Origin of the sequence: Shewanella sp. BJSY2023SW007 (genome assembly GCF_047314525.1) — a bacterium.
GTDB classification, from domain to species: domain Bacteria; phylum Pseudomonadota; class Gammaproteobacteria; order Enterobacterales; family Shewanellaceae; genus Shewanella; species Shewanella chilikensis.
Map to the genome: position 1 here is coordinate 1 of NZ_JBKORL010000056.1, position 12689 is coordinate 12689.

Annotated in this window: 9 protein-coding genes and 1 pseudogene; 5 read left to right on the forward strand and 5 right to left on the reverse strand. The window is 51.4% G+C overall.

The window, feature by feature from the left end; all coding sequences use genetic code 11:
* Positions 1-596 precede the first annotated feature (596 nt).
* Positions 597-935, reverse strand: coding sequence for a nitrogen regulatory protein P-II (gene glnB / locus ACMHXE_RS08685; RefSeq protein WP_025009956.1), 339 nt, complete (start codon positions 933-935; stop codon positions 597-599).
* A 344-nt stretch (positions 936-1279) separates the two neighbouring features.
* On the opposite strand from glnB, the gene ACMHXE_RS08690 reads away from it, so the two are divergent.
* Together ACMHXE_RS08690 and ACMHXE_RS08695 are read left to right on the forward strand one after the other, a co-directional pair.
* Positions 1280-1801 (forward strand): GspH/FimT family pseudopilin, encoded by a 522-nt coding sequence (locus tag ACMHXE_RS08690; protein WP_101055581.1) that lies wholly within the window; start codon positions 1280-1282, stop codon positions 1799-1801.
* 104 nt (positions 1802-1905) lie between these two features.
* On the forward strand, positions 1906-2415 hold the full coding sequence (locus ACMHXE_RS08695) for a GspH/FimT family pseudopilin (protein WP_101055579.1): 510 nt from the start codon (positions 1906-1908) through the stop codon (positions 2413-2415).
* A 64-nt stretch (positions 2416-2479) separates the two neighbouring features.
* Here the strand turns inward: ACMHXE_RS08695 and ACMHXE_RS08700 are convergent, their stop codons facing one another.
* Positions 2480-2914, reverse strand: coding sequence for a GNAT family N-acetyltransferase (locus ACMHXE_RS08700; RefSeq protein ID WP_101055577.1), 435 nt, complete (start codon positions 2912-2914; stop codon positions 2480-2482).
* Between the two features lie 286 nt (positions 2915-3200).
* Between ACMHXE_RS08700 and ACMHXE_RS08705 the strand changes: the two are divergent.
* Positions 3201-6315 (forward strand): annotated as a pseudogene (locus ACMHXE_RS08705) (NAD(P)-binding protein).
* A gap of 105 nt (positions 6316-6420) precedes the next feature.
* Here ACMHXE_RS08705 and ACMHXE_RS08710 read toward each other — a convergent pair.
* Both ACMHXE_RS08710 and ACMHXE_RS08715 read right to left on the reverse strand, forming a co-directional pair.
* Complete coding sequence (locus ACMHXE_RS08710) at positions 6421-8088, reverse strand: GGDEF domain-containing protein (RefSeq protein ID WP_101055599.1); 1668 nt, start codon at positions 8086-8088, stop codon at positions 6421-6423.
* 229 nt (positions 8089-8317) lie between these two features.
* On the reverse strand, positions 8318-8833 hold the full coding sequence (locus tag ACMHXE_RS08715) for a GNAT family N-acetyltransferase (protein WP_101055569.1): 516 nt from the start codon (positions 8831-8833) through the stop codon (positions 8318-8320).
* Between the two features lie 497 nt (positions 8834-9330).
* Here ACMHXE_RS08715 and ACMHXE_RS08720 point away from each other — a divergent pair, with 497 nt between their 5' ends.
* Positions 9331-10314 carry a DUF4382 domain-containing protein gene (locus tag ACMHXE_RS08720; RefSeq protein WP_101055567.1) on the forward strand — a complete coding sequence of 328 codons (984 nt, stop codon included), beginning with the start codon at positions 9331-9333 and terminating at the stop codon, positions 10312-10314.
* A gap of 123 nt (positions 10315-10437) precedes the next feature.
* On the opposite strand, the gene ACMHXE_RS08725 is transcribed toward ACMHXE_RS08720, so the two are convergent.
* Positions 10438-11808, reverse strand: coding sequence for a magnesium transporter (locus tag ACMHXE_RS08725; protein WP_101055565.1), 1371 nt, complete (start codon positions 11806-11808; stop codon positions 10438-10440).
* A gap of 115 nt (positions 11809-11923) precedes the next feature.
* On the opposite strand from ACMHXE_RS08725, the gene ACMHXE_RS08730 reads away from it, so the two are divergent.
* Positions 11924-12415, forward strand: coding sequence for a glutathione peroxidase (locus tag ACMHXE_RS08730; RefSeq protein WP_413732003.1), 492 nt, complete (start codon positions 11924-11926; stop codon positions 12413-12415).
* The last annotated feature ends 274 nt before the right edge of the window (positions 12416-12689 follow it).

The window sequence follows — 12689 nt, forward strand, 5'->3', positions numbered from 1 at the left end:
TGCCTCGGCTTCAGGCAACCTATTGCGGTATTCAATGAATTACGCAAGGCAGCCTAATTTAGCGAGTGGTGCACTTCGGAGTTGAATTCGCGGGAAGTCCACGTAATTACGCGTTATTTTATGAGGCACGACGATGAGAATGGTCGTTTATTGGGGGATAAATTCATATACAAAACGGAATATTACACTTTTGAATATCAAATTGAAAACTCTCTAGTACCTATCAAAAGTGCCTGTACTCCTTTGAATCCATTAGGTTTATCCTGTGAAGGTACGCTGGAGTGTTGGGTAGCAGAGATCACCTTGGATAAATATTTTTCTTTACTACGATAATCGTGGTTTTACACATAAAAAACTGCTAAAACGGACGCAGGAACATTCGGTGGTTTTGGTTCTGAGTGTGATTGGCTTGTAGTGGCCAATTAACTTGACCACTACACTGTCAGCACAAGTCTGAGCTAATGCAGGTAATATTCGACATCGACAACGGTTAGAGTGGGTCATTGTGTTTATTTAGCGACTAAACAATAACTCTCCAACCGTTTTCATTTGTAGCCCACACTAATCTGTGATGAACCTAATTTTTACGTTCGTTTTTATACCGCTTCTTCGTTTTCTTCACCGGTACGGATACGAATAATGCGTTCGATATCGGTCACAAAGATCTTGCCGTCGCCGATTTTACCGGTACGGGCGGTTTCGACAATCACATCCAGTGCCTGTTCCAGCAGATCATCCTGAATAACCAGCTCTATCTTCACCTTGGGCAGAAAGTCGACCATATACTCGGCACCACGGTACAACTCTGTATGTCCCTTCTGGCGGCCAAAACCTTTGACTTCCAGAACCGTCATACCGGTTATTCCTATCTCAGCCAACGCCTCACGGACATCGTCCAGTTTAAACGGCTTGATTATGGCTTCCACTTTCTTCATCAGGCACTCCTTTAGGGCTTGGAATTCTTTTGCGACTCATGACCATTCCCTCGGCAATTTGACCGGAGAAATAGCTCGCGACTTTGCTTGTTCGGATACAATCGCAATAGCTTATCACGACATACTGCGGGCAAGAAGTGATTGTCCGCTCAGATGAAAAAACCAAGGCCTATTCTTTGGTAGTAGCCATGTTCAACTCGATGTACTTATTCATCCCTTAGGTAAGCAAGTGCAATATTTAGTGCAAACTCATCTAAAAGGACACCAGAGCCGAGCCACTGCCTGGACTAAACTAACACTAAGGTTCGCCGGATGCGGGCCGCCCAACGCTCAAGGATGAGATTATGCGTCATTTACCACTTGGTTTTTCGCTGCTAGAGGTCATGGTCGCCATGGTGCTGCTGGCAATACTGGCCTCAGTCGGGGCCCCATCACTCAAGTCGCTCTATGAAGGTTATCGCGCTCAAACCGGTATCAAACAAGTACAACAACTGCTGCAATTCGCCCGTAATCAAGCCATCAGTTATGGTGTCAGAGTCAGTGTCTGTGTGCTCAAGGATGGCCGCTGTGAAGCCGATGCCTGGCAGCAAGGGATTACGGTTTTCAGCGACCGCAACGGTAATCTGACCCTGGATGATGACGACAAGCTGCTGTTTCAAAGCGGCGTTTTTGATAGCAAAGACATACTCAAGTACAACCGAAAAGCGATACGCTTTCTGCCAGATGGACTGGCATCAGGAACCAATGGCACCTTCAAGTATTGTCCTGGTAAGGCTAATAGCCCCCACTCAAAAGCCTTGATAATCAATCAAGCCGGACGAATTCGCCACTCTCAGGATAAAAACATCAGTTGTCAGGATGGTTGATGCCGGTGGAATTAACGACCACTGCACAGGATTTGCAAAGATTACTGTAATTAACAACTCATTCACTTATACTTAAGTGTATCTATTCACGTGAAGAGTTGACTATGGCTGTAGTACATTTTTCCAGTTCCAGAATCAGCGGCTTTACTCTGGTCGAACTCATGGTCACCATTGCTGTTGCCGCCATACTGCTGTCTGTGGGAGTTCCCTCACTCACTTCTTTATATGAAAGCTATCGCAGTAAGTCGGAAATAAGCCGAATTGAACAAGCCCTGTCCTTCGCTCGCAACCAGGCCATCAGCTATGGTATGGAGGTGAAAGTTTGTGGCTATCAGAGTGATACAGGTTGTGCCGCCAATTTTAATGATGGCCTCAAGGTCTATACCGAGGCCGGAAGTAGCGAAAAAATATTGCGGGTAGTGGAAGGCATCGACAGCAAGGATGCCATCGTGGGCAGCAATGTTGGCTTTCATGCCGATGGCCTCAGCAACACCACAGGCGAAGTGACCTTTATCTATTGCCCTTCCAAGCAAGCCAATGGCTCAAGAAGTGTGACGGTTTCCAGCTCAGGGATGATCAAATACGGCGCTGATGGCCTGGCCTGCCCAAATTAAATGACAGAGGTCATGCCGGTTTCAGTAGAGTGAATCTATGTCAGAGCCATGATCACAAGTCACTTTAATCTGATGGTGAAGTCAACAGGAAACCCACCTCACCTTCTTCAGTCAGCCCCAGAGACTGCCAACCAAGATGGCGATAAAAACCTTCGGCGCGAGTACCCGGTTCGGTGCTGAGTTGTAGCTTATGGCAGCCTCCGGCATGGAGCCAATCAACCGCTTGCTGTAACAAGGCCTTACCTATGCCCTTTCCTTCCGACTCCGGCGCGATAAAAAGCGCCCAAATTCTGGCATCATCACGATCGCTACAGACAAAACCCAATAGTTGTGTTTCATCCTCTGCAACCCAAGTGCGCCGCCGACCTGTCAAATAGCTGAGATAGCAAGCTTGAGTGATCCGCCCGGGATCCTGCAGGCGGTTTTCGCGCACATTCAATCTCAACGCCATTATGGCAGGAATATCGCTTAACCTGGCGGTGCGTATGCTTGGGTTCATCCATTGCTAGTAATAAAAACTGTTCACCTGCTCAAATTAACGCCAATCCGGCGGTTATGTCCAGTCATCAATAAGTATTGTTGCCCAAAAGAAGTTTACTCCAGCCAAGCCATAGAAAGTGGAGAAGGCAACACTGTCAATCAGCAACCTATTACTGTTGCTTACACTAAGGAACACACATCAGGCAACGAACGTGTAATTGTAAGGAGCATGAATATACGCTAGGTTTATTCAGCTAATTCAGCCAGATAAATCTGGCAAACGTCAGTACACAAGGATGGTCGCCATGAACGAACAACGCCCCGACTTTATCTACCCTCCCGGCTCAGTGCTTATGCACTCTCCTCTGGTGTTAACCCAGGCCGATATGTACGGCTTTTTCCTCAAGGGCAAGCTTGCCAATCTGCAACGGAGTGTCGATCAAACCCTGAACCGGGTCGCCAACAACAAGATGTATTTCAAGGTGTTGTCCCCCTATGTACTGACAACTTTCACTCAAATCGCCAAGGCTTATTCCAGTGTCGAGGTGGATCGCAACAAGGGTTGGATCCAGGAAACCGATATCATCACCTGGGTGATGGTGGGTAAACAGGCCAATCCAGATTCCGGCGAGATCAGCGAAATCCTGTTTCAGCCGCTGCATATCTGGGTCAATGATGCGATGGCATTGATCAATGGCCGCGAGCTGTTTGGTTATCCCAAATACGCCTGCGAATACCGGATGCCTGGCGTAGATGAGCCGTTGACAGAACTGTCGTTGTCGGCCAAGAGTTTTCAAAAATTTTCCCCGGATGCCGAACTGGCAATGGCACCACTGCTCCAGGTTAAGTGCAGGCCGCAGCAGGAGAACTCCCTCTCACCACTCGAAGCCATAGGCCAAACCTGGGACTTTATTCAGGCCCAAACCGACTTTATTCCCGATCTGGATGCTCTTGGAGCCGAGCAGGTATTCGAACTGCTGTTCAAACCTGCGGTAGAGCAAGTTTTCCTGAAGCAGTTCCCCGACGCTTCCGGCACCAAAGCGGTATATCAGGCGCTGCTGCAGGCGCCCGCCAGAGTCAACAAGGTGCATCATCTGTCGCTGCTGGATAACTCCCTGGTGGCCACCGTCTTTGCCAACGACAGCTTCCCGCTGGCCGACACCCTGGGGGTGCAACTCGGCGAGCAGCAGGTGTTGCTGCCCTACCATGTGAACTTTGACTTTGAGGTACCGCCGGGCGAAGTGTTGGTGGACAACTCTGTGGTCAAAAAAGAGAAAATTGCCATTCTCGGTGGAGGCGTTGCCGCCATTACCGCTGCCATGTGCCTGACCGAACAACCCGGCTGGCAAAACCGGTACCAGATAGATATCTATCAACAGGGCTGGCGCATTGGTGGCAAGGGAGCCTCCGGGCGCAATGCCGCCATGGGGGATCGTATCGAAGAGCATGGGCTGCATATTTGGTTTCTACCAAAATGCCGCGGCCCTGATGCGCAAGGCCTATGAAGAACTGGGGCGAGCGGATGACGCGCCGCTGGCCAGCTTTGTCGAAGCCTTCAAGCCCCATAACTTTATTGTGCTGCAGGAGCAGATAGAGGGTCGCAGCCTGAGCTGGCCCATAGAGTTCCCGCCCATGCCGGGTATCCCCGGCGACAGCACAGAAACCCTGACGCTGTGGAAATTGGTCAAGGCGGCCTTCTACTGGATCCGCCAATGGTTAAAACAGATGGATGAAGTCGATGAGGCCGTGGCCAAGGATAGCCCCAGAGACTGGTTCTCCCGCGACTGGTTTGAACGTCTGAACGATCGCATCGAAGAGGCGCTGGATGACGCCAAAGATAGCCTGGAAACCCTGGGGGATAAGCTGGAGTGCCGCTTCAACCAGTTGATAGGCCAGGAGTGTGACGAACACCACCACCAGGCTGTCGAGGACGATGGCCTAATCGAGAATGCCGTCGATATACTGCATCGGCGTCTCAAGCGCCGCTTTGGCGATCACTTGAGTGACAATGACGAGCTCAGGCGCCTCTACATAGGTGCCGACCTCGGCCTGACCATACTCAAGGGGATGTTTGTCGATGGGGTATTCAAGGGCGGATTCGATGTTATCAACGGCTATGACTACCGCGAATGGCTGCGTCGCCATGGCGCCAGCGAGCGCTACACTGTCGATTCCGCACCGGTCAGGGGCTTCTACGATCTGGTGTTCGCCTACGAACAGGGCGATTTCTCCCGCCCCAATGTGGAAGCCGGCACCATAATCCGCTCCATGCTGCGAATTGCCCTCTGCTACCAAGGGGGCGTGATGTGGAAAATGCAGGCCGGAATGGGCGACACAGTATTCACCCCCTACTATGAAGTGCTGAAACGTCGCGGAGTGCATTTTCACTTCTTCCATCAGGTACAACAGCTGCATTGTCAGGGGCAATCCGTCAGCAGCATAGAGATAGTGGAGCAGGCCAGCCTCAAACCCGGACTCAGCGAGTATCAGCCGCTGGTGGATGTCAAAGGACTCGGCTGCTGGCCAAGTGAGCCTCTGCTATCACAACTGGATGAAACTCAAGCCAGATTAATTGCCGAAAACCGGGTCAACCTGGAACACTTCTGGAGTGATTGGCCGCAGCTGTACCAGCAAGAAACCGGCCACGCTCTGCCGGTGAAACAGCTGCGTAAGGGGGTGGATTTTGACAAGGTGATCTTCGGTCTATCCATAGGAGCCGTTCCTCATGTAGCTAAAGAGGTGATGACCCAAAGTCCGGCGCTATCCCAAGCTGTGGCCAAGGTGCAAACCGTGGCGACCCAGGCCTATCAGCTGTGGCTCAACACAGATCTCAACGGCCTTGGCTGGCAGCTCTTCCCGGCTTCCGGCGAAGAGCCTGTGCTGTCGGCCTTCAGCGAGCCCTATGACACCTGGGCCAGCATGGATCAATTGATTGACAAAGAAAGCTGGCCGATAGGCAGTGTCAAGAATGCCAGTTACTTCTGCTCAGCACTGCCGGTTGCCGAATATCCCCCCAAAGAGCAGAGTAACTTTAACCAGCAAATGAATGCCTTGGCCAAGTCCGGGGCTCTGGGGCAACTCGAGCATCAAATAGGCAATCTCTGGTCGGAAGCCAAAAATGGTTTTGTCTGGGATTGGCTGCACGACCCAGAGGAGCGTCAAGGACAACAGCGCTTTGACAGCCAATACTGGCGTGCCAATATCGACCCGTCCGAGCGGTATGTGTTGTCGGTGAAAGATAGCTCGCGTTTTCGCATCACCACAGACGGTACTGGGCTGGACAACCTCTATGTCACCGGCGATTGGATAAAAACAGGGCTGAATGTGGGCTGCGTCGAAGCCGCAACCATGGCGGGTATGCACACTTCCAAGGCTATTTGTGGCTATCCGCGCCATATCAAGGGTGAAGAAGACTTCTGATAGGCATACAGGCGAGATTTAGCCGGTTCGACTCAGCTTTGGACTTGCTCCGGACTGAGCTTCTGACTTAGCGCCGGACTTAGCCTAGGAATTAGCCCCGTGAGTTCAGCGGGGCAATCCTTCGGCTGCAGCCAGTTGTCTGGCGTGCAGCTCACGGCGACGCAGACTCTTGCACTGATACAAGTCTTTGTCGGCGGCGCGGACCCAATCCTGGATCTTTTCTTTATCTGTACTGGTGGCAGAGCCATGATTGACACAGAGCTCGGCAAAACCTTCACTGGCAATACGCTGCTCAAGCCTCGGCAGCAAGTTCTGCAGTTGCTGCGCCTCGGCTTCCGGCAGCAGCAAAGCAAAGTCATTGCCACTAATGCGAAAAGGCTTGAACTTGGCTTCAGACCAGCTTTGTAACTCTTCTGCTACCGCCAGCAGCAGCCTGTCCCCTTCCCCATGCCCCAGGGTGTCATTGACCCGTTTCAGCCCCTCAATATCCAGCAATACCAACAGATATCCCGGCTTGGGCATGCCACTACTCAGGCAAGTATCCGCCAGACTCTCATCATAGGCCAAGCGGTTGGCAAGACCTGTGAGGCTATCACTGCGGGCCCGCTCCCAAGCAATACCCAACTTGCGGATATACTCCTGGCGCTCTTCCGACAAGAGTTTAAGCTTACTTGCCAACGCCAGGGACAGCAGCAAAGCATCGGCAGTGCCGCCCAGCAGAGTCGCCAGCTCGGCATACTCAAAGAAGTCCGGGGTGATACCCATGTTACCGGGCAATATGATGATTGCCGGCAATAGCAAACAGCTGAAAGCCATAATGAAATAGCGTGCCGGCGAGAAGCCTTTCATCAGACAGACATTACCGCAAACTATCGCCAGCCCAATCCAGAGCATGATAAGCACAGAGGCAATAATCGCCGTATAGGACAAAAGCCAGATACTGGTAGGCAGAGCCAGCACGCAGGCCCACAGCAAGATGCGACTGAGGCGCCAAAGCTTGGGCGAATAGAGAGAAAGCTGCAAAAAATTGTTATAGAACAAAATGTTCAATATGGGCAGGCTGATAAAGAACAGGTGGTGCAACTCGAGTTGCCGGAACTGAAACAGGTGCGCGGGCAAGTGGAAGGTCAGGGCCCAGCCACAGAAGTAGGCCAGCACATAAAGACCGTACCAGAAGAATGCCTTGTCGCGGGTGGTAAAGAAGATGAACAGGTTATAGCAGGCGATAAAAATCAAGCCACCGAGGCATAGCACCACGGCTGTGGCATGCCTGTCGGCGCTGAGCCTGTGTTCCCTTTCCGGAGCCAGGCGGATCTCGGGTGCCGATGAGTAGTAACGGCTTTCAACCTTGACCACCAGCCAATAATCTATCCCCGGCTTGATGGTAAACCGCCTTCCGTAATCAAACAGATACTGATAGTCGGCATCATAACCCGAGTGGGCTTGCTGTTTGCTGCCGTCTTGCCCCAGCAGCAAAAGATCAATGGATTCTATAATGGAGTTGCGTACGTCTATGACCCAAGTCTGTTCACGACTTGCCACTCGTAAAGGATGCACCAGCCAGTAACTGCCGCCGGTCAAACTCAAGCTGGTTTCCTGTTGCTCTCGGATCCAGGCTGGTACCGCCTCGAACGAAGTCGGTGCCAGTTGTTGTGGCTCAGCCTTAAGAATGTAGCTGTTGTCGAGCACCTGAGTGGCCCAGGCACTCACACTGAACTGGAGCAGAACAAACGCCAGCAATAGCCTGAGCAGGGAACCTGGGTGTTTATCCATATTGAAGGGCGAACGTTTGTCTGTCGGCAAATCGATTTCCGTCCAAGGCCATGGCGGTATCCTTATCCTTGAGTACACAAACGCCCAAGGCACTGAATCTATTTTTTATTGTTAATGATTTAACTCTATTTCGGTGAACCACATTTTGCAATCCAGCTCACAGCATTCGTGATAAAATCCTGTCAAGAAATGCCAGTTTGCCACGCTCCGGTGACGAAAAAGTGTAACTTCAATCGATTCTGACCCTATCCCCCACCAACTTGAGCATTTCTGTAGTGACATCCACTTGGTTATCCAACACCAAAAAGTACCACCCCACAGTATTGCCTGTGCCCCTGATACTCAGATAATTACCCCAAAACTGCATCCCGGACTTGAGCAAGTTGTCACGACTGGCACGATTCTCTTCTCTAACTGTAGCAAACAATAGCCGGATACCCATTTCCCGGGCGATTTGGATCCGTTTTTGAGTCAGGGCCGCCGCAATCCCCCGCCGTCTATAGTCGGGGCGCACCATTAAATATCCGAGCTCGGCGATATCTCCGCGACCGGCCTTGATCACAGCGCAGCCCACCAGCTCCCCGGCCACGTTCTGCGCCACTATCACGGCGCGGGACGCCATAAAGGCCTGATGATCCAAGGGGTGAGCATTATCGTCGCGACTGTCCACCAAAGCGCAGGCGGCTGCAGTCAGGTCAGGGCTTTGAGCCAGGGAAAGCGTGATCTCCTGGACAGGATTAGGCATAGATACTCCTTTGGTGACTATACTTGGTGGATATGTGCGCTATTGAAAAGGCGCCCCGATAAAACTTAACCTCGGCTTAACCAGATTAACGTATGACTACAGGTAAAAGCCGCAATTAGTTCGGGAAGGTGCGAATAAGTCCTCATGGCACTCTGGCTTACACAGCAATTGGCGTTCAAGGCATCTGACTGAAGGCATGCCGGGGCCTGTCGAAGTCGGATAACGCCGAAAGCCGGTTGCTGTGTAAGCCCCGAAGGGCGTGGCTTATAGGCCAGTCTGCTGTGTTGTGCTTCTTGCAAAGGACTGAGCCATTTACTGCGAACCACGCCTTGCATCCTGGCCTGTAAGCCGACGCAGAGCACACATGGGACCTGTTCGCACCTTCCTTATGTTAGCCCCATTGAGGGAGTTTGTGGCAGACAACAAACACAATTCTCTGAGTAACTCCAGGTAACTGGGTAGCTGTCACGCTCCGGGAAACAACAAGAGGAAACAAGATGAACCATAGTATCTCAAGTATCGCACTGCTTTGTGGCTCAGGCCTGCTGCTGACTGCCTGTGGCGGCAGCGACAATGACACCCCGCCGACACCGACGCCTGATACCGCCAAAGTCAGCTTTGCCGTGTCTGATGCCCCGGTCGACAGCGCCGAAAAAGTGGTAGTGGCATTTGACAAAATTGAGCTGGTAAGGGCAGGACAGGATAACATCCTCCTCGAGGTCTCCGGCGCCAATGGCGAGGACTACCGCCAACTGGATCTGCTGGAATATCAAGGCAGCGACAGCGCCCTCATCCTCAGCGATGCCGAGTTGGAAGTAGGCACTTATTCAGAACTCATCCTGCATGTATTGGATGAATCGGTCGGTTCAGATCTCAGCTATGTGATCGACGAAACCGGTCAAGTGCCACTCAAACAACCCAGTAATAAACTGCGTTTGGGCAGCTTTGAGGTCGGCAGCGCCGGCGTTCAGCGTTTTACCATAGAGTTTGACTTGCGCCGTAGTCTGGTGGAGAACCAAAATGGCCAGCGTTACAACCTCAAGCCTCATGGCGTGACTATAGTCGACAACGCGACTGTGGCTTCCTTGTCCGGTGAGGTGGATATCAACCTGTTCAACGCAGGTGAGTGTGCTGCCGATAGCGGCAACTTTGTCTACCTCTATCCCGGCCACGATCTGGACCCAACACTGCTGACCGACAACCTGGATCCGGATGTCAATCAGAATGCCGTACCAGAAGGCGCGGTAGTGCCATATAACTCGGTCGAAGTGGAGTATGAAGCGGGTAACTTCGGCAAATACGCCTTTGGCTTTATTCCCGCCGGGGATTATACAGTAGCCTTCAGCTGCAGCGCGGAAAATGACGATCCCGAGCAATATGATGGTCTCATCATTCCCAACCCTGCCCCTCAATTGCATCAGGTCACCCTGAGCAACCAAACCGACACTGTGCAAGACTTCAACGCCGTTGTCGCCCAATAGTTTTCAAAGCCTTATGTGAAAGGGAGCCTATGCTCCCTTTTCTTTTGACTGTCTTCTATTGAGCTCACTTTGCAGAAGGGCCAATGCTGCACCATAAAATGCTGCCACATAAAAAGCTAACGACTATAGATACAACAAGGTCGCCAATCCAAGGAAGGTAAAGAAGCCGACAACATCCGTGACAGTGGTCAGAATCACCGAGCCGGAAAGCGCGGCATCCTGATTGAATTTCTGCAATATCATGGGTACTGCCACCCCGGCCAAGGCCGCAACCAGCATATTGACCAAAATTGCTACGGCTATTGTCATACCAATCAGGTTATCGTCAAACCAGAGCCCGGCCACCAAACCTATGAGTATGGCCCAGAGAATGCCGTTGAGTGCCCCTATTCCGAGTTCGTTCTTCATCAAGGAAAACAGGTTGCCTATGGAAATCTGTCCCATCGCCATGCCGCGGATCATCAGGGTCAATGATTGCGAGCCGGCAATCCCCCCCATAGAGGCCACTATCGGCATCAATACCGCCAGCGCCACTACTTTTGCCAATACATCCTCGAACAAACCTATGGTGGCAGAGGCCAAAAATGCCGTCAGCAGATTGATCCCCAGCCAAATGGCGCGGCGACGCGCACCCTTGACGATAGGCGCAAACAGGTCATCGGATTCATCCATACCGGCCGAAGCCATCAAACGCGCTTCATAGTGTTCCCTGACCAAGGCGGTTGCCGTTCGCAGCGTCAAGCGGCCGATTAAGGTGCCTTCTTCATCGACCACCGGCAACTCAATATCTGAGCTGTGCTCTATCGCTTCGGCCGCCTCTATTAAGGATGAGTCGGCCGACAATACCCGGCTGTCCGGTTCAATAAGCGAAATAAGCGGGGTTTGTGGATCCTGGCGAAAAATCTCATAGCGACTGACGGTTCCCTGGTAGTGATTATCCTCATCCACCAGATAGAGATTTTCGCAGCAATCCAAGTCAATACGGCGGAAAAAACGTTGCGCCTGTTCCACCCGGCTCTTGTTACTGAGCACCAAGGCCTGATGCTCTGTATAACGACCTATTTCATTTTCCGAGTACTGATCATAAAGCTCGTAGCGCTTGCGTTGCCGTTCACCCATTTGCGCCAAAGCGCGGTCGATAAAGCTGTCGGGCAGATAATCGCTCCATTCAATCATCTCTTCAGCTGACAACTGCGCCAGCAACAGATCCACCTCTTCCACCGACATCTGCCTAAGGAGGCTCATCCTGGGTTCGGCGCGCATCAAGCTGAGCACTGCAGGCCGCACGGCGAAGGCTATCTGATCCCAGCGCTCATAGCGTTCATCCAGCGGCAAGGATTCCAGCAATAAGGCTATAGTGCCAGGTTCGGCCTCTTCAAGGATCTCACCAAAAACCTCGGCCTGAGCTTCGCCCTCCAATAGCGTTAACTGCTGTACCACCTGCCCCACTTCTGCTTGAGGTTGAAGCTCCGGCTCGGCTGCTGTTTGTGTCACTCAACTCTCCTCTTTCTTTTTAGTATGCGCTTGGGCCAAAATTTAAATTGCACACCAATAAATTGCTGGCAATGGAAATTATGTTATATAGTAAAGCTTCAACCAAGGAGCCACTATGTCTAACTCAATATACGCTATCCCACTGGAGAATATCCAAGGACAACAAACGGATCTCAGCGAATTTCAAGGCCGGGTCATGTTACTGGTCAATACCGCCAGTGCCTGTGGCTTTACCCCTCAGTATGCCGGATTGGAAAGCCTGTATCAGGAATTCAAAGACCAAGGCCTGGTGATACTCGGCTTTCCCTGTAACCAGTTTGGTGCTCAGGAAAAGGGCAATGAGCAGGAGATCCAGTCCTTCTGCGAATTGAATTTTGGTGTGAGCTTCCCACTGTTTGCCAAGCTGGAAGTCAATGGCCCCAATGCTCATCCCTTGTTTAAACTGCTCAAGCAGCAGGCCCCTGGCGTGTTGGGTTCGGAAGGAATTAAATGGAATTTCACCAAATTTCTGGTCGATCGCCATGGCAAAGTCATCACGCGCTATGCTCCCACAACCAAACCCGAGGCTCTGCGTGAACAAATTCTCCAGCTGTTACAGGGTAATTAATTGAAAAATAAACCAATTAAAAAAACATGATTATTTTTCGCCATTCAGGGGGAACCAAAACATCACTACAGACTCCAACATAATGAGCAGTGAATTTACTTTTTCATGTTCATCATTCTCCCTAAGGGGCTTCTAGCGCGGCCCCATTGATCTTCGATAGATCATAAGGCAGTCCCTAATGGCTAATGCCGTTCACTTAGTGTGAACGGCATTTTTCTTAGGCTTAATGGGATACTTGTTTTTACTCATTTTTAACGCACGTGGATAGGCTCTA

What these genes read in the sequence shown, in the direction of transcription:
- glnB (WP_025009956.1), bottom strand. Translation starts at nt 935, where the DNA reads ATGAAGAAAGTGGAAGCCATAATCAAGCCGTTTAAACTGGACGATGTC.
- ACMHXE_RS08690 (WP_101055581.1), top strand. Translation starts at nt 1,280, where the DNA reads ATGCGTCATTTACCACTTGGTTTTTCGCTGCTAGAGGTCATGGTCGCC.
- ACMHXE_RS08695 (WP_101055579.1), top strand. Translation starts at nt 1,906, where the DNA reads ATGGCTGTAGTACATTTTTCCAGTTCCAGAATCAGCGGCTTTACTCTG.
- ACMHXE_RS08700 (WP_101055577.1), bottom strand. Translation starts at nt 2,914, where the DNA reads ATGAACCCAAGCATACGCACCGCCAGGTTAAGCGATATTCCTGCCATA.
- ACMHXE_RS08710 (WP_101055599.1), bottom strand. Translation starts at nt 8,088, where the DNA reads ATGGATAAACACCCAGGTTCCCTGCTCAGGCTATTGCTGGCGTTTGTT.
- ACMHXE_RS08715 (WP_101055569.1), bottom strand. Translation starts at nt 8,833, where the DNA reads ATGCCTAATCCTGTCCAGGAGATCACGCTTTCCCTGGCTCAAAGCCCT.
- ACMHXE_RS08720 (WP_101055567.1), top strand. Translation starts at nt 9,331, where the DNA reads ATGAACCATAGTATCTCAAGTATCGCACTGCTTTGTGGCTCAGGCCTG.
- ACMHXE_RS08730 (WP_413732003.1), top strand. Translation starts at nt 11,924, where the DNA reads ATGTCTAACTCAATATACGCTATCCCACTGGAGAATATCCAAGGACAA.